The organism is Vibrio variabilis (genome assembly GCF_003263785.1).
Taxonomy (GTDB): domain Bacteria; phylum Pseudomonadota; class Gammaproteobacteria; order Enterobacterales; family Vibrionaceae; genus Vibrio; species Vibrio variabilis.
In genome coordinates, this window is the sequence record NZ_JYJK01000079.1 from 1 (window position 1) to 21,283 (window position 21,283).

16 protein-coding genes and 4 pseudogenes are annotated in these 21,283 nt (G+C 46.5%); 5 read left to right on the top strand and 15 right to left on the bottom strand.

Translation table 11 applies throughout. The features are described 5' to 3' along the window. The first annotated feature begins 214 nt into the window (after positions 1 to 214). Both TZ48_RS13485 and TZ48_RS13490 read left to right on the top strand, forming a co-directional pair. Positions 215 to 1,045: a LysR family transcriptional regulator gene (locus TZ48_RS13485; protein ID WP_112479538.1), complete on the top strand. Its 831-nt coding sequence runs from the start codon at positions 215 to 217 to the stop codon at positions 1,043 to 1,045. Positions 1,046 to 1,186: 141 nt separating this feature from the next. Continuing rightward, positions 1,187 to 2,203, top strand: coding sequence for an OmpA family protein (locus TZ48_RS13490; RefSeq protein WP_112479539.1), 1,017 nt, complete (start codon positions 1,187 to 1,189; stop codon positions 2,201 to 2,203). A 63-nt stretch (positions 2,204 to 2,266) separates the two neighbouring features. On the opposite strand, the gene TZ48_RS13495 is transcribed toward TZ48_RS13490, so the two are convergent. Beyond that, positions 2,267 to 3,535: an O-acetylhomoserine aminocarboxypropyltransferase/cysteine synthase family protein gene (locus tag TZ48_RS13495; protein ID WP_112479540.1), complete on the bottom strand. Its 1,269-nt coding sequence runs from the start codon at positions 3,533 to 3,535 to the stop codon at positions 2,267 to 2,269. A gap of 324 nt (positions 3,536 to 3,859) precedes the next feature. Here TZ48_RS13495 and TZ48_RS25870 point away from each other — a divergent pair, with 324 nt between their 5' ends. Next, entirely contained in the window at positions 3,860 to 4,036 is a 177-nt protein-coding gene (locus TZ48_RS25870; protein ID WP_338062276.1) for an ADP-ribosylglycohydrolase family protein, read from the top strand. Positions 4,037 to 4,056: 20 nt separating this feature from the next. After that, the gene (locus TZ48_RS13500) at positions 4,057 to 4,653 is read left to right on the top strand and encodes an ADP-ribosylglycohydrolase family protein (protein ID WP_275426442.1); all 597 of its coding nucleotides are present in this window, start codon (positions 4,057 to 4,059) and stop codon (positions 4,651 to 4,653) included. A gap of 103 nt (positions 4,654 to 4,756) precedes the next feature. Here the strand turns inward: TZ48_RS13500 and yqfB are convergent, their stop codons facing one another. The 11 genes and pseudogenes from yqfB to pepT all read right to left on the bottom strand — a co-directional run bounded on the left by yqfB (position 4,757) and on the right by pepT (position 18,243). Next, the gene (gene yqfB, locus TZ48_RS13505) at positions 4,757 to 5,065 is read right to left on the bottom strand and encodes a N(4)-acetylcytidine aminohydrolase (protein WP_112479541.1); all 309 of its coding nucleotides are present in this window, start codon (positions 5,063 to 5,065) and stop codon (positions 4,757 to 4,759) included. Between the two features lie 13 nt (positions 5,066 to 5,078). After that, positions 5,079 to 5,623, bottom strand: a pseudogene (locus tag TZ48_RS25145) (SbcC/MukB-like Walker B domain-containing protein); the annotation flags it as partial. 191 nt (positions 5,624 to 5,814) lie between these two features. Continuing rightward, the gene (locus TZ48_RS25150) at positions 5,815 to 6,687 is read right to left on the bottom strand and encodes a coiled-coil domain-containing protein (protein WP_239670864.1); all 873 of its coding nucleotides are present in this window, start codon (positions 6,685 to 6,687) and stop codon (positions 5,815 to 5,817) included. Between the two features lie 648 nt (positions 6,688 to 7,335). Continuing rightward, positions 7,336 to 8,125 (bottom strand): annotated as a pseudogene (locus TZ48_RS26355) (AAA family ATPase); the annotation flags it as partial. A 4-nt stretch (positions 8,126 to 8,129) separates the two neighbouring features. Next, entirely contained in the window at positions 8,130 to 9,278 is a 1,149-nt protein-coding gene (locus tag TZ48_RS13515; RefSeq protein WP_112479542.1) for an exonuclease SbcCD subunit D, read from the bottom strand. Between the two features lie 107 nt (positions 9,279 to 9,385). Beyond that, positions 9,386 to 10,678 (bottom strand): ATP-binding protein, encoded by a 1,293-nt coding sequence (locus TZ48_RS13520; protein ID WP_112479543.1) that lies wholly within the window; start codon positions 10,676 to 10,678, stop codon positions 9,386 to 9,388. 11 nt (positions 10,679 to 10,689) lie between these two features. Beyond that, the gene (locus TZ48_RS13525; protein ID WP_112462581.1) at positions 10,690 to 11,394 is read right to left on the bottom strand and encodes a response regulator; all 705 of its coding nucleotides are present in this window, start codon (positions 11,392 to 11,394) and stop codon (positions 10,690 to 10,692) included. A 323-nt stretch (positions 11,395 to 11,717) separates the two neighbouring features. After that, positions 11,718 to 14,873, bottom strand: a complete 3,156-nt coding sequence (locus tag TZ48_RS13530; RefSeq protein ID WP_112479544.1) for an efflux RND transporter permease subunit — start codon at positions 14,871 to 14,873, stop codon at positions 11,718 to 11,720. Between the two features lie 3 nt (positions 14,874 to 14,876). Continuing rightward, entirely contained in the window at positions 14,877 to 16,010 is a 1,134-nt protein-coding gene (locus tag TZ48_RS13535; RefSeq protein WP_112479545.1) for an efflux RND transporter periplasmic adaptor subunit, read from the bottom strand. Between the two features lie 128 nt (positions 16,011 to 16,138). Then, the gene (locus TZ48_RS13540) at positions 16,139 to 16,990 is read right to left on the bottom strand and encodes a mechanosensitive ion channel family protein (RefSeq protein WP_112479546.1); all 852 of its coding nucleotides are present in this window, start codon (positions 16,988 to 16,990) and stop codon (positions 16,139 to 16,141) included. A 30-nt stretch (positions 16,991 to 17,020) separates the two neighbouring features. Beyond that, positions 17,021 to 18,243 (bottom strand): annotated as a pseudogene (gene pepT / locus TZ48_RS13545) (peptidase T). A gap of 270 nt (positions 18,244 to 18,513) precedes the next feature. Between pepT and TZ48_RS13550 the strand changes: the two are divergent. Continuing rightward, positions 18,514 to 18,699: a hypothetical protein gene (locus tag TZ48_RS13550; RefSeq protein WP_112479547.1), complete on the top strand. Its 186-nt coding sequence runs from the start codon at positions 18,514 to 18,516 to the stop codon at positions 18,697 to 18,699. Positions 18,700 to 18,759: 60 nt separating this feature from the next. Here the strand turns inward: TZ48_RS13550 and TZ48_RS13555 are convergent, their stop codons facing one another. The 3 genes and pseudogenes from TZ48_RS13555 to TZ48_RS13565 all read right to left on the bottom strand — a co-directional run bounded on the left by TZ48_RS13555 (position 18,760) and on the right by TZ48_RS13565 (position 21,278). Continuing rightward, positions 18,760 to 18,951: a hypothetical protein gene (locus TZ48_RS13555; protein ID WP_112479548.1), complete on the bottom strand. Its 192-nt coding sequence runs from the start codon at positions 18,949 to 18,951 to the stop codon at positions 18,760 to 18,762. A gap of 290 nt (positions 18,952 to 19,241) precedes the next feature. Further along, positions 19,242 to 20,188 (bottom strand): annotated as a pseudogene (locus tag TZ48_RS13560) (TerC/Alx family metal homeostasis membrane protein). A gap of 538 nt (positions 20,189 to 20,726) precedes the next feature. Further along, on the bottom strand, positions 20,727 to 21,278 hold the full coding sequence (locus TZ48_RS13565; protein ID WP_112479549.1) for a hypothetical protein: 552 nt from the start codon (positions 21,276 to 21,278) through the stop codon (positions 20,727 to 20,729). Positions 21,279 to 21,283: the final 5 nt, after the last annotated feature.

Below are 21,283 nucleotides of genomic sequence, written 5' to 3' on the forward strand. Positions count from 1 at the left end.
GCTGCGGGCGTTTTTAGGCCGAGGCCGAGCAAACCGAGAAAATGCCGAGCAGTACAAGCAAGATCAGCAAACTGTTGTCAAAAACTGTATGACAAACCGTGGTTACGTTGTTCTTAACTAGTAGTAAACCCACTTTATAGACACAAGGCATTGAGAAATCAGCCTATTTCGTTTACGTTTTAGCTATGTCCAAATCTCACTGGTGTGAACCGATATGAACGATCTCAATGCCCTACGCGTCTTCCTAACCATAATGGAGACGGGTTCTACCTCCAAAGCCGGATTGGCGTTGGGTCGTTCTCAATCATACGTCTCCAAAGTTCTAGCACAGCTGAGAGACGAGCTCGACGACCCGCTTTTTATTCGTAATGCCCAAGGCCTTACTCCAACCAGTTATGCGATTACCATAGAACCCAAAATAAAACACGCCCTCAATCAGATAAGCGAAGCGCTTGCTCCGGATCATTTTTCTCCGTCATCAATTGACAAAATTACACTGCATTTAATTGAGCCTTATCTCATCTCCTGCGGCAAAGAAATCATCCAAGCTATTCGCAAGCAGACCAAAGCCCCCATAGAGATCAGACAATGGACCAAACTCTCTGAGTCTTTGCTTCTAACTGAAGAAGTCGATCTTGCGGTGCATGCATTGACAGATAAACCACAATCTATCTACCAAAAGTACATTCATACCGGTACAGGCAAGTTGTTTGGCAATAAGCAAGGTGAGTATGTTAAGTACCTTATTGCCGATTTGAATGAGCATATCGACCTCTACAAACTGCTTAAAAGTGACGCCGAAGCAACGATTTTCGTCGATAACCATGCATTGATGACACAACTGCTCGATGACTGCTACACGCTCCGTTATCAAACCACAGAAGTCGCAGAAAAAGCGCCAGTACAACTTGACTTAGCGATACTCACTAAAGCCTCTCGTAAGAATGAGCATAAGATACAATGGCTGATATCAATCATCGATCCCATACTGCGTCGCTATAAACCCCTCTCCTACGATAAAAATTCAGCGGTTTCTATCAAATAGCAGGCCAAAACGGTCTATAAACGCGATTTAGCCTGCAACAATATGAAACTTATTTGTTTATTTTTGAAAATGCACAAAAGCTAACCTATTTTTATTGATGATGTATCTGATCGCATCGTTAACGATAAAAAGGACGTCATTATGAGAAAAACAGTGGTAGCAGCATCAATAATAGGCGCAATGACGGCAGCAGCGCCCGTCTTCGCCGACGAAGGAACATATATAGGCGCTCGTTTAGGGGGTTCGCAACTCTCCGACGCTTGTAACATCTCCGGAGCACCTTGTACAGATAGTGGTTTTAGTGCAGGTTTCTTTGGCGGATACGATTGGAACGACTATATCGCACTTGAGTTTGCTTATGACTGGCTAGGTAGCTACGAAACTTCGTTCGTCGAAGGTTCTACGGGTTATCGCCAAGATGCAAACATGAGTGCATTCACTTTGGCACCTAAGTTCTCTTATCCATTTACCGATGACTGGGCTGTATTTGGTAAGATCGGTGGTGCATACACCGTTTATGGCGATCGTAAGAAAACCGCACTTATGGGAGGCGTGGGTGTTGAATATGACTTCGCTACGGCGTGGTCTGGACGCCTGGAATATCAACGTATCAATGGTGTCAAAGATGGTTGGTTTGACACAGATGTCGATACCTTCTGGTTAGGCGTATCTTACTCATTTGGCAATGCGGCGGCCGCAGCGGCGGCAGCAGCAGCGGCAACACAAGCTCCAGTCGAAGAGCAACCACCTGTTGTTGAAGCGGTCATTTTGACCAAGACCTTCGAGCAAGTTCAAGGCCAAGAAACGTTCGCCTTCAATAGCACAGAGCTAGAAGAGAGTAAGAAGTCTGACTTTGATCCTCTCATCGCACTGATGAATGAGCACCCAGAAGCAACGGTTAACATTGTTGGTTATACCGATTCTTCAGGCCCTGAAGAAGTCAACCAACGCATTTCTGAAGAGCGTGCGGAGTCTATTGCAGCTTACCTAGAATCTCAGGGTATCGACCGTTCGAGAATGTCTGTAAGCGGTATGGGTGAAGCAGATCCAGTTGCCGATAACTCAACGAAAGAAGGCCGTGCACAAAACCGTCGTGTCGAAATCACGGTTCCAGAGTTTGAGTACACTGTTGAAGAAATGGTTGAACAAACGCAGTAAGCACAGGCAAGACATAAACAACAATCGGGCCAAATTCAAGGCCCGATTTTTTATTTCTCGAGCTTACGCTTTCAAAGCTTGCTCAAGGTCGGCCAAGAGGTCATCGATATGCTCAATGCCCACAGACAAACGGATCATCTCAGGTCTCACTCCAGCTTCACGCTGCTCAGTTTCACTCATTTGACGGTGAGTCGTGGACGCAGGATGGCAAGCAAGGGATTTAGCATCCCCTATGTTGACCAAACGTTTGAAGATTGCCAAGGCATCATAGAAACGAACGCCCGCTTCGTAGCCATCTTTCAGACCAAATGACAGTATTGCAGAAGGTTTCCCCTTCATGTACTTTGCTGCCAATTCATAGTGTGGCGAGCTTTCTAAACCAGCGTAAGATATCCAACTCACCTTCTCGTGGTTTTGCAAAAACTCGGCGACCTTGATGGCATTTTCTGTGTGGCGCTCCATTCGAAGCGATAAGGTCTCTAAACCCTGAAGTAGCATAAACGCATTCATCGGTGACAAAGCAGAGCCGGTGTTACGAAGCGGCACCGTTCGTGCACGACCTATGAATGCGGCTGGTCCAAATGCTTCAGTGTAAACGACACCGTGATACGAAGGTTCAGGCTGATTGAACACTGGGAAACGATCTTTATGCTTATCCCAAGGGAATTTACCAGAATCAACAATGATGCCTCCCAAGGAGGTGCCATGGCCACCAACATACTTGGTTAACGAGTGAACAACGATATCCGCGCCAAACTCTATCGGTTTGCACAATACAGGCGTCGCAACCGTATTATCAACAATAACTGGCACACCTGCCTGATGTGCCAGTGTCGAGATCCCCTCAATATCGACGATGTTACCCGCTGGGTTGCCAATCGATTCGCAATAGACCGCTTTGGTATTTTCATCAATCAGCTCTGCTATCGACTCAGGACTGTCATCTTTCGCAAACTTCACCTGTATACCCTGCTTTGGCAGCATGTGTGCAAACAAAGTGTAGGTTCCGCCATAGAGCTGAGGCGTCGATACAATATTGTCTCCCGCCTCTGCCAGCGTCAAAATCGCGTAGTTGATGGCCGCACTACCCGCGCTCACGACAAGCCCCGCAATACCGCCTTCTAGAGCCGCCATCCTTTGTTCAAGTACGTCGTTGGTCGGGTTCATGATACGGGTGTAGATATTGCCCGGAACTTCAAGGTTAAAGAGGTCAGCACCATGCTGGGCACTATCAAACTCATACGCCACAGTCTGATAGATGGGTGTTGCTACCGATTTGGTGGTTGGATCCGTTTCGTAACCGTGATGTATTGATAAAGTCTCGTCTTTCATCGCTATTCCTTTCACATAAGTTCCGTACTGAATGCATCTTGTAAGGCCAATAGCCTTATGCAAACACTGAGGCCTAAACGCAGAAATTTGCGTTAGCCCCAAAAAAGTCTACCCCAAAGCGCCTACAATAACAGACTCAAGGATGACTTCTGTGATGTATGGACACGAGATGAATAGTGAAAATAATCGAGCATTAAATTCCGTGATTGGCGCCCTAGTTGCTGATGCTGCCTCTATGGCTTTCATTGGTTATATGACCAAGTCGCCATCAAAACCCTTTCCAATGGCACTCCAGAGTTCCATGCCCCAAACGCTAAAGACTACATAGATAAAGGCTATTACGCCCACGAAGGTAAAAAGCCCGGTGACTATTCACAATACGGGGCTCAAATGATAGCGATGCTGGATGCGATCGCAATGCATGGGCAATACGACGAAGCACAATACATTCAAGCTTTTCGAGAATGGTTTGATATGGGGGCAAATGGCGTGGCTACATAGATAAGCCGACCAAACTTACTCTGCTTAATGCTCACGCGCTTGAAGCGGAAGAGAAGCCATTGTCGAATCTGGGAGCAGACGATACACAAAACCCAGCGATTTCCAAGCTGCCACCACTGTTAGCCGTTCATCATAATGATAAAAACTTGAACCAACTTGTTGAGTCAGCGGTGCGCGTCACCAACAATAATGATGCAGCCGTTGCTTATGCCCTCGCCTCTGCGGCCATTTTGAAAGCCGCTTTATCAGGTAAAACGCCAATAGAGTGTGTACATAGTGCTAAGGGCCTTTCTGATCTAACAGACGAAGCGATTAAACTCGCCGAAGAGCGGATTTTAAAACCCTCTAGCGAAGTGGCTACAGAGCTAGGCATGCACTGCGGCTTAGAAGCCTCATTTCCAGTGACTGTTCATTTGCTACTGAATGCCACTAGCTACGAAGCCAGCATTCGCGAAAATATACTGTGTGGTGGAGACAACTGCGGCCGCGCGATACTGCTCGGTGCGACACTAGCGGCGTGTTATCAAGGAACGGAACAAGACATCCCAAGATCGTGGGAACTGAAAGTATCACTGCCTAAATCGCTGTTGGCGTGTCAGAGGTTGTTGTTTGAGTAAATTGCTATTTGGTTAATAATAATTCGACGTTTAAGTCGGAATACTCAAACCTATATCAAGCTCCCCGCGGCGTTACACTAGCGGGGAGTTTATCTTTGTAGTGTTAAACCACCACAAACTCAATCACATACAACTCATCCTCCCCCGGATAAATCTCACTAATTACCTCACGTAACTGCGGGATGGTCATGTTCTCTTGCTCAGCGTGAGTGGCGTTGATGTCATCGAATGAAATAGGTGTAATGGAGCGAATGTTCAAATTACCGAATACTCGTCCATCTTCGAATGTGGCGACTGGAATGGTGCGGCCGAGTTCGAAATCAATCTCTGATTTATCGCGAATCGTGATGGTCTTTTTACTCGCCATGATATCGGCTTCGAAGCGTTCAAAAAAAGTGATTTGGTCGCGCATTATGTGGTTTCTCCTAGTTGACCAAACTAACCGTACTGCCGACGCGAGATGCATGTACATCGAGTCGGAGCGGCATTTGTTCTTTTAACTCAGACACGTGGGAAATGATCCCAATTGTACGGCCTGATTGTTGTAGCTCAACCAGCGTTTGTACCGCTAGGTCAAGAGATTCGGGGTCGAGGCTACCGAAGCCTTCGTCAATAAACAGAGTATCAACCTTATACCACCGCTGTAGGACTGCACAACGTCAGACAGGCCGAGCGCAAGTGACAATGCGGCCATGAAGGACTCACCGCCAGAGAGCGTAGCTACGTCGCGCCATTTGCCGGTATAGGCATCTTCGACAATCAGGTCAAGGCCAGAGCCCGCATTACCTTTAGAACGCGACTCTTTGCGTTTCAGATCGTAACGCCCTTTACTCATTAGTCTTAGTCGTTGCGACGCTTGGATCAGAACATCATCAAGCAAAACACCAAGAACAAAACGGTGAAGACTGATTTTATTGCCGGTTCGTCCATTGGCAACGTCACTCAGAGTACCCACCACTTGATACTGTTTGTCGAGCTCTTCATTTTGCGCTCTAAGGGTTTCAATGCGTTTACGCACTTGCTGTAAGCTGTTTTGCTGTGACTGATAAACTTGATACTGCTTGAGCACACTTTGGTATGCCACATCGGCTTGCTGTTTATTCTCGGTGATTTGTTCTATCGCGGGCATTGATTGTTCGCTAAGCTGTGCTGTCAGTAGATTCAGTTGCTCTGATAGTCGAATGCCTCATGCTGATGATGTTCAATTTGCTGCGCTATTTGCTCGGCTCTTTCTGAGCTAAGTCTCGCATTCAAGAACTGTTGCTCTGATTCAAATACACTGTTGTCTAGTGCCACCTTCCATGCTGATGACGCGCTCTCACGAGCTAGCTCTAATTCTTCAAACTGTTTTTGTAACGTCTCAAGATGAGATTCAAATTTCGCAAGCGTTTCACTCGCCAGCTTCAGTGCTTGCGCTGCCTGCTCTAACGACGCGGCGAATTGAGCAAGTTGTGTTTCAATAGCTTGCTGACGCTCTAGTACCGCTTGTGCTGTCGCATAACCCGTATTGTTGCCAGATTCTAGCGAGCTAACGACACCACGCAGTTGCTGGACGTGGTTCGTGAACTCATTCATTTGAATGGTTGTTTGCTCGAACTGCTGAGACAGCTCAACACGCTTTGCCGCCGCTTGTTGGTATTGCGTCTGCAATAACTCAATGTTCAGCGCTTTCAGGTTGGCAATGCGCGCAGATAGATCCTCAATCGTCTGCTGCACATCTTGAGCAAACTGACCAAGATCCTGCTGTTGAACGACACTCAAAGAGTCCATCCACTCTTGCTTGCGCGCAATGAGTGTAGCGATTTGACTTTCCAACTCAGCGAATAACTGTTGACAACGGGTAAGTTCATCTTTCGCGTTGGTTTCTATCTCTCTTAACTGATTGACCTGCTCAAGTGTCACCGCTTCACCAGAGAAAGTAGCCACATTCGGATGCTCAACGCTGCCACACACCGGACAAGGTGCATCTTGTTCTAAGGAAGCTGCAAGTAAAGCCGCTTGCCCGCTGTGCCAAAGCAATTTCTGCTTCAGCACGCGTGTGGCGCGCCTTGCTTGCGACAAGTTCTTTTGAGGCAATGGTGTTGGTTAGCTCAGTTCGCTGTTTATGCTTACTTTCAAGCTGCGCATCTATCTGAGTCATTGCCTGTAGTGCTTGCTGTTTCTTGGTTTCAAGATCCAATGACAAAGTGAGTTCGCTAAGTTGCGACTTCTGTTTTTCCGCATCGATGAAAGCAGCATGCAGCGACTCTTCTTGTTGGGTCATCGCTTTGATCTGTTCAGTAAGTGCAGATTGAGATGCACTCATACTACTGAGCTTCTGATCTGCCTGTTGTAACTCAACTTTCTTACTGTCGAGCTCTTTTAGGCGCTCAGTTAGGGCGTTTAACTCAAAACGCTCTTGTTTTAACGGCTCAGCATTATCACTCGCTTTTTTCGCCTCATCATAGGCTGCCTGAGCTTGAAGCTGATTTTGTTTCGCAGCGGCAATTTTGCCTTGCCCAGTTTGCAAACGCTCTGCCAATGTAGCGGACTCTTTGGTCAAACGTAGCTGGCTCTCATACTCCGACTGAATAGCAGCCGCTGCCTTGTGAGCATTGAGCTCGGCCTTCGCAAACTCAATAGCTTCACTTCTTTGTTGGTGTTTTAGTTGCGCTTGCTCAAGCTCTGCTTTGGCCGAGAACTTTTTGCTTAGTTCTAGTGCATTGTCTAGCTCTTGCTGCACTTTGCTTCTTTGACTTTCCGCTTTATTCAGGTCGCTTTGTGCTTGTTCTAACTCCGGTGCTAACTCAATGAGCGCTTGTGAAAGTTGTGACTCCGACTCCACCGCTGCGACGTCCAACGCGCCTTTGATTTGGTTATCGAACTCTTCTTTCGCCTTTCGAATGCCCGCAGCTCGATCAAATAGCACTCGCTCAATCGTGGTGTAAATTTGAGTTTGGAACAGTTGGCCGAAAATCGCTTCACGCTCTTTCGAGCTTGCCGTTAGTAGCTCGCGAAACTTACCTTGTGGGATAACCATAACCTGACGAAACTGCTTCACATCTAGCCCCATCAACTCCTGGATGGCGGTAGCCACGGGTTTAGGTTTGTTGGCAATGAGCTGGTCGTTATCGAGGTTAATCAGCTGTGCTGAATGGGACTTTTTCGTCATCCCTTCACCGCGCTGCTTGGGCACTTCCTGATCTGGACTGCGTGTGATTTGGTAACGAGCCCCGGCTAATTCAAACTCAAACGTGATGCTGGTTAAAAGCTTCGCATCAGCGTAGTCGCAACGCATCTGATCGCCAGTACGCTCACTGCCTGTCGTTTCGCCGTAGAGCGCGTAACAGATGGCATCTAAGATAGAGCTCTTTCCTGATCCAGTTGGGCCGTTGATCAAAAATAGCGGCGAGTCACCGAGCGTGCGAAAATCGATATGTTCAACACCCGAAAAAGGGCCAAAAGCTTGGAGAGTCAGCGTTAACGGTTTCATCGAATTACTGCTCCTGTTTCGCTGTCTGAAGAGTGTTTAGCACATTCGCAATCATCTCGGTTTGGCTCTCTGTCATCTCATCACCCTGCACTTCCAAAAAGAAATCTTGGAACATATCAAGTTCCGAGCGTCCTAATCTCGCCTGTCCCATTTCGGTTTCAACACCAATTAACATGCCCGGTTTTTCTAGGTGCAATACGTTTGGGTACACCTCACGAAGCTTCGCCATAGGATCGAGTATCGCGTGTTTGTCGGTTAGACGAACGAGCAAGTAATCATCGGCTTTGGGATCGGTTTTGCCTTGCTCTATTAAGTCCGCCAAGTCACCTTCGATGATTCGCATATCATGAGGCGCTGTGAGCGGTACAGTGGTAATGACAGGCTCGTTTGTATCCGATGTGAACTCCACCAGCGTCATCCCTTTGTTGTGGTGCTGCTCCGAAAACGAATACTTCATGATAGAACCAGAGTAGCGAATATGTTCCGCGCCGCGCTTTTGCGCTTGGTGAAGATGTCCCAAAGCTACGTAATTAAACTGCTGGAAATGCTCATAGCTGACGCGATCAGCCCCTCCTATAGAAAGAGTGCGTTCAGATTCACAGGTTTGCGCGCCATCGATAAAGCAGTGGCTAAGTAGGACATTACGCTTACTTGGATCGACAACTTCATTCAATTGCTGTGCTAGATGCTGATGTGCCTCATCATGATTGCTCACCGAGACTTTATAGTGATGCCTTACCTGCTCAGGATCGGTGTAAGGAAGGCCATAAAACAACACCGATTCGCCGTTTTTGTCGGAAATCTCAATGGGCGTGGTGATCTGCTCCAACGAACTGATGATGTGCAATCCAGCTTGTCCAAACTGCCGTGAACCAAAACCTAGGCGTTTTGCGCCATCGTGGTTTCCCGAGATCATAATCACAGGAATACCAAGCTGTTGAATCACATGATTTAAAAACTCATCGAGCACTTCAATGGCAGCCGTTGGCGGCACAGAGCGATCGTAAACATCACCTGCAATCAACAAGACATCGATGTCATTCTCAGAAAGGTAGTGAGTGATTTGCTCAAGAACGTGCTGCTGGTCTTCCAGCAGAGACACATTGTGAAATTGCCGGCCGAGGTGCCAATCAGAAGTGTGGATAAATTTCATTCAGTTCAGTTTGTTATGTCCAATCCATAGCGCGAAGTATATCACTGGACGCCAACGCTCGTCTGCAATCAAGCAGACGAAGCGGCGACAAACTAACAAAAAGGAGATTAAGACTGAGAGAAGTGAGGTAACACCAAAGTAAAACAAGCCCCGCCAAGTTCGCTGTGGCTAACTTCGACACTGCCGCCATGGCGTAACATGATGTGCTTAACAATGGCGAGTCCTAAACCATAGCCACCAGATGCACGGTCTCGGGACTTATCGACACGGTAAAATGGATCAAACAAACGATCCCAATGTTCTGGGTCAACACCAATGCCATCATCGTGCACTTCAATGGCAATATGGTCATCGTCTTCCACCAACTTAACGACAATACGCTGCTGAGTGTAGCGTTTTGCGTTACTGATCAAGTTCACTAAGGCTCGGCATAACAAGAAACGATCTATGTTCACATTGACGCTGTCACTGGCTACTTGTAAGTCGAACGTATGCCCAATGTGCGTCTGCCATTTCACATGATGCTCTTTTAGCCAGGCTGCAATATCAATTTGCTCTAGCTCAATAGCGGCATCTGGGCGCTCTACTCGTGCATAGTAGAGCAACTCATCCACAAGATGTTCCATCTCTTCCGTATCTTCAATAATACTGGCCAACTGCTGCTTGGCTTGCGGATCACTCAGCTGTTCCATCAACACTTCGCTTTGCCATTGAATGCGGAAAATCGGTGTACGCAACTCATGAGCAACGGCATTCGTTAGTGCTTTGTTGCTTACCATAAGATTGGCGATTTTCGTTGCCATGTGATTGAAAGATTTATTGAGCTTACCGAGGCGAACCCACTGCCCTTCAGATGCTCTTGCCTCAAGGTTACCACTCGCAAATTCATTGGCCGTTTTTTCCAGCACGCGCAAGCGACGGCTTAGGAACCAAATCAACAAAAAACTAAAGGCGACGAAGCCTGCGAAAAAGAACAACCAAACTACTTGATTGGCAAATTCAATCGCTTTAATGAGCTCAGAATCTGGGTCGTCAGTCAGGTGAAAGTAATTGGCGTTGTTGTCAAACTTGAGCCACAGGTGATCGTTGTCATCGAGCAGGAAATGGACTTCTGGTTGTTCTTCAAAGTGGCTAGCCACCTCTTCCGGCAGTTCGGAAGGTGTGTGAGAGTCTAGCAAGCGGTGCGTTTTCTCAGCAAATGATTCGAGCAACTCAATCGCCTGCTCATCACTTTCGTTGGTCGCAACGTGATTCATGATGTCGCGAAACGCTTCTACCCTGAGATTGGCATCAACCAAATCAGGGTCGGTTTTGCCGTAAATTACATACTCGTAGCCGTAAATACTTGCGGTAAAGAGCAGTATTACGCCAATTAGGCATTCAAGAAATAGTCTCCACAAACCCGTCAGTCCTATGCTTTCCAGCCATCAGTAACGAACAGGTAGCCTTTGCCACGCACCGTGATAATACCTTTTGGGTTGGTCGCATCATCAAATAGCTTTTTGCGAAGGGTAACAATGCGGTTGTCGATTGTACGGTCGATGCCGTCATAGTCGATACCACGAAGCTGTCTGGTGAGATAGTCACGAGATAACACCTCACCCGCTGATTTCGCGAGTAACCAGAGTAAATCGAACTCGCTGTCCGTTAAGGAAACGTCACACTCACCGAGTCGGCAACTGCGGCTGTTTTGACACACCTTTAATCGGCCAACCTGAATATTGTTCGCTTCCATCGCAATCGCGTCTTCGGCTGGGCGTCTTAGAAGATTTCGTACGCGTGCTAATAATACGCGAGGTTTGATAGGCTTAGAGACAAAATCGTCGGCGCCGGTTTCCAATGCGGCTACGTGATCAAAGTCATCATCACTTGCTGTTAGCATTAGAATTTTTCCGTTGTAGCTGTCACGAACATCGCGACAAATAGATAGGCCATCTTGACCGGGAAGCATAAGATCTAAAATGGTAATGTCAGGCTGAAAAGATTCAATCAAATCGACAGACTCGCCTCCATCATAAACTGTTTTTACATCAAAGCCTTGGGTCTTAAAGTAATCGCCTAGCATTACATTTAGTTTTGCATCGTCTTCTACGATCAACAGTTTTTGATTTACCATCGTCCAATCCACTACATCTACCGAATCGGCCGCAAAGATACATAATTTTACAGAATACTACAAACGCGAATTATTATGTTCTTGTAGGTGTATTCCTAATGAGACATTTATTACAAACTGCTAACAACCCATAAATTAATCTTACTAAACAGATGGTTACTATACACCAGCCATACCAGCAAACCGTACATCAACTTCAATAAATGCCTTTGCTCGTTCAAACCCGGAATGTAGAGATTTGTCATGACAGCGTGACAATTTAAGACATACAAAAAGCCCCTCACGTGGAGGGGCTTGAACATCAATGAATGGCTCGATAGTCGTTACTCGTCATCTTCCAGCGGTACTAGCTTAGTATTACCACCGTGAATTTTTTCGCGGCGGTGCTGGATCAGAGCATAGAAGCCTGGGATCAAGAACGTACCTGCAAGAAGTACACACAACAGACCACCGACAAGCGAAATACCCAGCGAGTTTTGGCTGATGTGACCCGCTCCCGATGCAAAGATGAGTGGTATCATGCCCAGGATAAACGACCAAGAGGTCATGTTAACCGCTCGGAAGCGCAACATACCACCGCGTACAGCGGCATCATCAACTGGGACATCTTTTTCCTCACGTTCAATCTTGGCAAATTCCACGATAAGGATCGCGTTCTTCGCCGCCATCGCTATGAGCAGAACGAGACCTATCTGAGCGTACAAGTTCAACGGAATGCCCGCTAAATTCAACGCGACAAACGACCCGAGTGTCGCCACCGGAACCACGAGTATGATGGCAAGTGGAATACCCCAACTTTCATACTGAGCAACCATGAATAGGTAGATGAAGATCAGAGCCAGCGCAAACGCATAAATCGCTTGGTTACCCGCCAAGATTTCTTGGTAAGCCATACCTGTCCACTCGTACTGATACCCCATTGGCAGAACTTCCGCCGCTACGCGCTCCATAGCAGCGATCGCGTCACCACTTGAGTAACCCGGTGCTGGTTGACCTTGGATTACCGCACTGCGGTACATGTTATATCGCCACGCAACGTCGGGTTCAAAGACTTGCTCGTAAGACACTAGCGTGCTTAAAGGAATCATCTCACCTTTAGAAGAACGAACATGGAACAGCTGAAGATCGTCCATACCACTTCGGTATTCAGCATCGGCTTGCATCGTTACGCGGAAGTTCTTACCAAACATGGTGAAGTCATTCACGTACAAAGAGCCTAAGTTACCCTGTAGCGTTTGGAAAATCGACGACAGTGGAATACCTAGCTGCTGTGCTTTCTCACGGTCAATGTCTACGTAGTAGTGCGGTACATTAGCACGGAAAGTACTAAACGTATAAGCGATCTCCGGCTGTTGATTCGCAGTTTGAATCACATCCTGCATCACCAATGCGAGATCCGTTCGGCTTCGGCCTAATGTATCTTCCAACACAAATTCAAAGCCAGAAGCCGCGCCCATACCAGGAACTGCCGGAGGCCCCATTGCAAACACAACAGCGCCCGGAATTTGCTGGGCGGCCATACCGTTAATACGAGCAGCAATAGCATTCGAAGAGTGATCTCCTTCAAAACCATTACGGGTATCCCAGTCTTTCAGCTTGATGAATAGCGAAGCACCATTCGATGCTGCCGCGCCAGTCATAAACGCATAGCCGTTCGCTATCGTGATTCCATCGATACCTGGCTCTTGTTCAACCAAGTTAACCAACTTGTCGGTTGTTTCTGTGGTACGAGACAGAGACGCTGAATCAGGAAGCTGAACGTTAACCAGCAAAATACCTTTATCTTCCTGTGGCACAAACGCCGTAGAAGTGTTTTTCGCTAGGAAGCTTACCGCACCAACCGCAATCACAAAGAAAGTAACCAGCAGGAGTGCCTTTTTCACTAGGAACCCAGCGACTTGACCGTAGCGCAGTGTAATACGCTCGAGTGCACGATTGAATGTTTGGAACCAACGGGCTGTATTGCCGCCACCTTTCTTCAGAACCAACGAACATAGGGCTGGCGACAGCGTCAGTGCGTTAATCGAAGAAATCACAACCGAAATACAGATGGTCAGAGCAAACTGACGATACATAATGCCGGTGATACCTGGTAACAGCGTTACCGGGATAAATACAGCGAGCAGTACCAACGTCGAAGTAATAATTGGCCCGGTCACCTCTTTCATCGCGATCAGGGTTGCTTTTCTTGGTGACATATCTGGGTTGCGCTTCATGATGGTATCTACGTTCTCGATAACGAGAATCGCATCATCCACCACAATACCAATCGCCAAGATAATACCAAACAGGGTTACCGTGTTGACAGTAAAGCCCGTCATGTTCATGACAGCAAACGTACCGATAAGCGATACCGGAATCGCAACAACCGGAATAAGCGTTGCACGCGCACTACCAAGGAACAAATACGTTACCGCGATAACAAGTATGATGGCCTCAATTAGGGTCTTAACTACCCCTTTAATCGACTCAGCAACGAACACGGTCGTATCGTAACTAGTTTCGTATGCCATACCCTCAGGGAAGTTAACACTCAAGCGCTCAAGCAGATCCATCACCGCTTTGCCACTTTCTAGCGCGTTGGCATCCGATTGAAGGTTAAGTGCAACGATAGAAGCATCTTCACCGCGGAACTGCCCACTACCATCGTAGAACTTCTTACCAAGCTCTACGCGAGCGACATCTTTAAGGTAGACCGTTGAGCCATCTGAATTTGCGCGCAGAACGACGTTCTCAAACTCACCAATCGACTCAAGGCGACCTTTGGTTACCAGGTTGAATTGTACTTCTTGTGGGTTTGCATATGGCGCAGCACCTACACGACCCGCAGCAACCTGTACGTTTTGCTCAGCCAATGCAGCATAAACGTCAGAGGTCGTCATTTTGAGGTTGGCTAGCTTGTCTGGGTCTAGCCAAACACGCATCGCATACTCACCACCACCAATGACGTTAACTTCACTGATGCCCTTAACACGAGCAAGTTGATCCTTAACGTTCAAGTTGATGTAGTTAATCAGGAACTTGTCATCATAACGACCATCAGGTGAGTAGAAGTTCAGTACCATCAATAGGTCTGGCGAACGTTTTTTCACCGTTACACCAACCATACGAACTTCTTGTGGCAGTTTTGACTCAATCTGTGACACGCGGTTCTGCACGTTGACCTGAGCCATGTCAGGGTCGGTACCGATATCAAACGTCACATTGAGGTTGTATGAACCATCATTAGCACTCTTTGAAGACATATAAATCATGTCTTCAACGCCGTTCACCGAGGTTTCTATAGGATCGGCTATCGCCTCCTCTACAACCTCTGCACTTGCGCCTGTATAGAATGCGGTGACGCTCACCGATGGCGGACTGATTTTTGGATACTCAGCAACTGGCAGCACCATCAAAGAGATGGCACCCGCCAGCGTGAGTATAATTGAAATGACCAAAGCAAACTTTGGTCTTTGAATGAAGAAACGACTTAGCATCTATTACGCACCTTGATCTGCTGGCTTCGACTCATCGATTCGAACAGGCACGCCATTCCTTACACGCTGTAAGCCTTGAGTGATGACAACATCAGTCGGTTTCAATCCTGATTGGATGATGACGCCAGTTTCAACTTGTGTACCTAGAGCAACATTACGACGCTCTGCTACATTGCCTTCCGTTACGACCATAACGAAGTCGCCTTCAAGATCGGTTTGAACCGCGCGACGGGGGACAGTGACCACGTCGACCGCTTCTTTTTCCATAAGCTCAACACGCACGTGCTGACCTGGAAGCAAACGCTGCTGCGGGTTCTCAACGACAGCACGCATCGCCAGCGTACCGGTGTTGAGATTAATTCGGTTTCCTAAGAAGTCGATTTTGCCTTGCTCTTCGAACACTCGGCCATCTTCCAGAATGATGTTAACAGCAACGCCATTTGATTCATCCGATCCGTTACCTTCAATAGTATCCATGCCTAGAGCCAAACGCTCACGCTCACTAATGCTGAATGACGCGTAAATAGGATCCATGCTAACCAGTGTCGTTAATACACCTGAAGATGGAGAAAGAAGATCACCTTGGCTGACCTTACTATCAGAAATTCGACCGGTAAACGGAGCACGTATAGTGGTGTAAGATAGGTTAACGTCAGCCACTTTAAGCTGAGCGTTACCCGCTTCGAGTTGAGCGCGCGCACTCATGAGTGTCGCAGTCAACGCATCAAATTCTGCTTGAGAAATGTTGTTCGATTTAACAAGATTTTTGCCTCGCTCAAAATCAAGCTCGGCTTTTTTCAGTGCCGCTTCCGCTTCAGACACTTTGGCTTTTGCACTCGCAACTTGAGCTTCAAATGATGATGGCTCGATAGAATATAGCTTTTGACCTTTTTCGACGATCTGCCCTTCTTGGAAATGGCGCTCCATCAAGTAGCCCGTTACCTGAGCAGTAATGGCCGTATCTTCAACCGCATCCATGCGTCCAATGTAAGACTTACTTTGTTGATATGGGACGACCTCTACAGCAGTAGTTTGCACAAGAGGCGCTGGTGCATTTTGGTTGGATTGTGTTGCTTCGCCACATCCTGCTAAAAATAGTGCAGAAATAACGCTGGCAACGAGTATTTTTCTAGGCATTGAAACACCCTATTCTCTTCTGATTGGAACAAGCCATGGCAGACTAACAAATCACAAGTCAGCTGAATGTCCGAGAAGTATTAATAGTTTGGGTGAAAGTGTTTCAAAATATAACGAGTTGATTTATATCAATCTTTTGGAGTTTCTTCCGGAAACGACAAATCGTGCAGCATCATAAAGTCCGCGCGAATTTCTTGTTCTAGATGGGTGGCAAGCTCTGTTGGGCAGAAAATCATCACATGGACAATCTGCTCACCGGTAGCACCACTTGCGATGTGGATGTGAGGTTCAGAGCCCGGTAAGTCAACACCAGCATGCTTTTCAATCACACTATTATAGCGCCTAGCAACATCGATAAAGTTTTCACTGTGCTTCTCGATTCTGACCGTCAACTCAGGGAGCAGTGGAAATAGGTTTTTGAAGCCAGGAACTACAATTGAAAAGCTGTGGTAGACGTAGCGCTTCATGAAATTGAGGTTCTTAACCGGGTAGGTGAAAAACATGCTGTTAGGCAGTGTGATGGTTTTTCCTGTGAAATGATATTGACCATGGTACAGGTCAATTTCTTGTATCACGGTGGCCATTAGATTGTGCTCAATCACTTCGCCGCTGGTCTTTCCTACTTCAATCCAGTCACCGATACGAAACGACCGCGAGCTCGCCCGTTGGATTGAACCGGTAAAACAAAGAATGATCTCTTTTGAGGCAACGACAATAGCCACTGCAATCGCTGTCACCGACAGAGCGAACTCACTGATTTCTGATTTCCAGACCAGAAACAAAGTAATGACGATGATCGCGAACGAGCCGTTTTTCGTCCGCGACATCCATTTACGCTGATCTTCAGACAAAAACGCCACATCCCCTCGAATTCCCGAGAGTGTGATGCGGCGTATTATCAAAATCAGTGTGATGACCAGGACGCTCAATAACAGTTTGTTTTCAATTAAAAACGCGATGACTTTTTGAACATCTTCCATGGTCGCCTACTACTGCATTAAGAATGAGTGTTAACGATAACGAATCGCGGTGTCTTTCGCAATTTGCACGATCACTTTTACCGCTAACTCCATGCCTTGAACCGTAATAAACTCATGAATACCGTGGAAATTATAACCACCGGTAAACAGGTTTGGACAAGGTAAGCCCATAAATGACAAACGAGCGCCATCGGTACCACCACGGATTGGCTTGATGTTTGGCTTCACCTCGCAGCTTTCCATAGCCTGCTTAGCAATATCGATAATGTGCGGGTGTGGCTCTACCATCTCGCGCATGTTCGAATAGTTATCTGTAATGGTTAAACTCACCTTACTGCCCTGCGCATTAAACGTGGCTACCTTATCTTCTAGGTAGGCCTTTTTGCGTGCCAATTCGTCTTTGTCAAAATCACGCAAAATGTAGTGCAGCGATGAATCCGTCAGAGACATCTGTGCATTATGTAGATGATAGAAGCTTCATAACCTGATGTGCACTCTGGTGTCTCTTCAAGCGGCATATCCGCATGGAATCGCGCTGCTGCAGTCATGGCATTAACCATTTTACCCTTAGCCGTACCTGGATGGACTGAGACGCCCTTGAACTCGACTAGCGCCGCCGCTGCATTGAAGTTCTCATATTCAAGCTCACCTACCGGACCACCATCGACTGTGTACGCCCATTTTGCAGCAAACTTGTCGACATCAAACAAATCCGCACCGCGGCCAATTTCTTCATCAGGTGTGAAACCTATTTTGATATCACCATGTGGTATGTCTGGATTTGCCATCAAAAACTCAACGGCGGAAATGATCTCTGCAATGCCCGCTTTATTATCGGCACCCAGCAATGTCGTGCCATCGGTCGTAATGATATCGTGACCATGAAGAGCATGAAGATCGGGATATTGAATTGGCGAAAGCACCACATCACCCTTTCCAAGCGCAATATCACCACCTTGATAATTCTCTACCAACTGAGGTTTAACATCTTTGCCTGATGCATCGGGCGCGGTATCCATATGGGCGATAAAACCAATCGCTGGAATGTCGGCCTCTACGTTAGATGGCAAGGTCGCCATGATATAACCATTGGCATCTAGCGTGACATCGGATAGACCTAATTCAATAAGTTCCTGTTGCAGAAACCGAGCAAACTCAGTTTGGCCTGGTGTGCTCGGGCATGTTGCCTGCGACGGGTTAGATTGCGTGTCGAACGTGACATATTTGAGAAACCTGTCGATAAGACCTGTCATAATTTTCACCTTTATAGTGGTTGTGAACCCAAGTCATCTCATAATACGGATCGAAGCCCCTGGAATGTTGCGATGAATCATTTTTATCTGATTTGACGTGCATTTTGTAAGGTCGATATAAGCCCAAACACTCATCCGTTGCTCGCCCTGATACAAAGGGATACGCCCAACACACTACGCCCCACCGATTGAAATTGAGGGGGATGTGGTTGTTATTCCAACCTGAAACAATGATGTTGAGTTAACGTAGAGAAGATGAGATCAGACACCATGAAGCGTCCACATTTTGTTGCCACGCCTATTTTTGTTTCAGCGTCTGTCGCTGATAAAAAAGTAACAACAGCTACTAAGAATGGCCTGACTACCCGCACAACGCTAGCAAATCCAAGTCCGCTAGAGTGTGAGCGAGTCGCATTGGTCAAACAACTACAGCAACGTGGTGGCTTCAGCGCTTAGTTTTGCTTACGCCGGATACAAAAAAAGCACCTGTCAAAGGTGCTTTTTATCATGCTTGTTTTATCGGTTAATGCCGATATCGCGCTGCATGTGGCCAGATAGCTCGTTCGCGTAGTAAGTTGCTTCAACTTCACCTTTACCGAACAGAATATCTAGTAAGTGTGCAATCAATCCTTTGAAGTTAACCGCGTAGGTTTTCTTATCCATAGAGGGTGCGATAGCGATGGTTTCGATGTTCACTGCTTGTGCCATGATTGCCTCTCTTAAAACTTGGTAACTCGTTGTTGTTGGTGACAATATTAGGCAAAAAAACGCTGTTTAAAAAATGACAAAATTTGGTCTTTCAGATTAGATTTTCTAATAAAACAAACCTTTAACAACCACTCTATGCGCCTATTTATTTTTGGTTGAATTTTTATACTCAAAACACACAATTAGGTGAATAAACATTCCATACAGCGCTCTATAAGTTCGATTTGTTAGCAAAATGATAAACAAAAACCTCCCAAGAAATGGGAGGTTTTACGCATTTATTGTTAGCTCTATTTATTAACCATCTTGAGCTGCTGTTTTTCTTTGTACAGCGATGCTACTGATGCCGCTGTCATGGTGAATAAAATCACACACAAAGAGAACCAAGTTGGAATTTCCCAAGGCGAACCCACCAATGCCATCTTGATACCAATAAATATCATAATGAAAGAAAGCGCTGGTTTGAGGTACACGAATCGGTTCATCATACCTTCAAGAACAAAATAGAGTGAACGCAATCCAAGCAGAGCAAACACGTTTGCCGCCAACACTAGAAACGGCTCACGAGTCACAGCAAAGATTGCCGGGATTGAATCCAATGCAAACAAAATATCCATAAAGGCAATCACGCCAATCACCACCAGCATTGGTGTGAATACTCGTTTGCCATTTTCAATAATTGACAAGCTATTACCCTGATACGATTCCGTCACCGGCAATAGTTTTCGAATCAATCGCTCTGGAAGTGGATTGATCTCATCATCACCATGGTCACGCGCCAATTGAATACCCGTCCAAATCAAGAAAGCGGCAAACAGATACATCACCCAGTGGAACTGAGCAAGCAGCTGAGCACCGACACTGATCATGATAGCTCGCAGTACCAACGCACCAATCACCCCCACAATAGTGCACGCGGACGCAAATGCTGAGGCACAGAGTATTGATGAAAGATGATAGCGAACACAAAGAGGTTGTCGACGCTGAGCGATTTTTCAAGCAAATAGCCAGTTAAGAACGATACTGTTGCTTTCTCTGCGCTGTAATCGCTGTCTGGCGCGTACACATGCCAAAATAGATAGATGGTTGCAGCAAACACGAATGCCAGTACAAACCAAAAACCGCTCCAAATCGCCGCTTTACGAATAGTAATTTGACCGCCGCGAGTTTGATAGATATCCAATGCGACTAACGCAAGAGTCAGCAGCAGGAAGCCAAGATAGATAGATGGGCTCATAAGTCCTCCGGGCGGAAGGACGGGTCTATTTTAGGCGACCTTCCGCAAACCAATAACACACCAGCACACGCATGTGCTGAGCCTTTGATTGCGTTGGTCTCGTCAAAGCGTTATGAAAACACTTATATTTGCCGGATAAGTTCATTGCTATGCCTGCAATAACTTAACGAGATGACGACAAATAAACGGGTGACTACTCCCCAAAACGGGGCGATTGTAGGGCGAGATTTAAATGCTGTCTATAAGAAAAAGCCCAAAAACGAAAAAACCAGCATAATTAAGGATGCTGGCTTCACGTCTTGGCGTATTGATTATGCTTTATCTTTGCTCGTCGCTTTCTGGTTCGTTTCTTTCCAGTACTGAATACGACAACGATGCAGTTGTGCACGTCTCATCTTTTTCATGGTTAACTCCTTCTAAACTTTACGCATCTCACGTTACGTTTGTTATGTAACAGTGAAATGACAACCGTAAGACCGTTGTGTGACACTCTCTGAGTAACATCGATGAGCTTGCTGTATTGAACACGCTTGCTCAGCTAACGATTCCAAATCAAATGAATGCGCTCAGCGTCACTGGTCATTAATAGCGTCTTTGTTGCTAACGTATTCTGAATCTCATTTTTCCTGATCCAGGTAAACTGTTTGGACACAAAAGTGGGATGTAAGTTCAAAAATTCAACCAGTTTCTTATCCGCAGTTTGAGCTGTGCCCTGATTGATCAATTCTTCGACAGTGAGTGTTTCATCACCAATTTTGACCTCTACCAAGTAATAGCTGTCTTTGCGCAAAGCGGTTTGAACATAAGTAAAGTCATGCACACTATAAGGAAAAGAGTAGTTAACCGCAGTGACATCTCCGTCTGAACTGACCGAAATAACCACATCAAGCTCAATGCCGCGATAGCTTTGCTCAAAAGCACAAAATGTCTGACGCTCTACTTCGCCGCAGTCATATAGCTCTGAAAGGCTCTCTACATCAGCAAGCGTCTTTATAGGCTGTAGACCCGAAACATATTGACTCGGCCAAAGCTCAGTTGCGAGGGAGTTATGGCTAAAGGCAAGCAATAATAAGGAGAACAGTGGCTTCATTCGAA

What these genes read in the sequence shown, in the direction of transcription:
- TZ48_RS13515 (WP_112479542.1), bottom strand. Translation starts at nt 9,278, where the DNA reads ATGAAATTTATCCACACTTCTGATTGGCACCTCGGCCGGCAATTTCAC.
- TZ48_RS13485 (WP_112479538.1), top strand. Translation starts at nt 215, where the DNA reads ATGAACGATCTCAATGCCCTACGCGTCTTCCTAACCATAATGGAGACG.
- TZ48_RS13490 (WP_112479539.1), top strand. Translation starts at nt 1,187, where the DNA reads ATGAGAAAAACAGTGGTAGCAGCATCAATAATAGGCGCAATGACGGCA.
- TZ48_RS13495 (WP_112479540.1), bottom strand. Translation starts at nt 3,535, where the DNA reads ATGAAAGACGAGACTTTATCAATACATCACGGTTACGAAACGGATCCA.
- TZ48_RS13530 (WP_112479544.1), bottom strand. Translation starts at nt 14,873, where the DNA reads ATGCTAAGTCGTTTCTTCATTCAAAGACCAAAGTTTGCTTTGGTCATT.
- TZ48_RS13565 (WP_112479549.1), bottom strand. Translation starts at nt 21,278, where the DNA reads ATGAAGCCACTGTTCTCCTTATTATTGCTTGCCTTTAGCCATAACTCC.
- TZ48_RS13525 (WP_112462581.1), bottom strand. Translation starts at nt 11,394, where the DNA reads ATGGTAAATCAAAAACTGTTGATCGTAGAAGACGATGCAAAACTAAAT.
- TZ48_RS13535 (WP_112479545.1), bottom strand. Translation starts at nt 16,010, where the DNA reads ATGCCTAGAAAAATACTCGTTGCCAGCGTTATTTCTGCACTATTTTTA.
- yqfB (WP_112479541.1), bottom strand. Translation starts at nt 5,065, where the DNA reads ATGCGCGACCAAATCACTTTTTTTGAACGCTTCGAAGCCGATATCATG.
- TZ48_RS13555 (WP_112479548.1), bottom strand. Translation starts at nt 18,951, where the DNA reads ATGGCACAAGCAGTGAACATCGAAACCATCGCTATCGCACCCTCTATG.
- TZ48_RS13540 (WP_112479546.1), bottom strand. Translation starts at nt 16,990, where the DNA reads ATGGAAGATGTTCAAAAAGTCATCGCGTTTTTAATTGAAAACAAACTG.
- TZ48_RS13550 (WP_112479547.1), top strand. Translation starts at nt 18,514, where the DNA reads ATGAAGCGTCCACATTTTGTTGCCACGCCTATTTTTGTTTCAGCGTCT.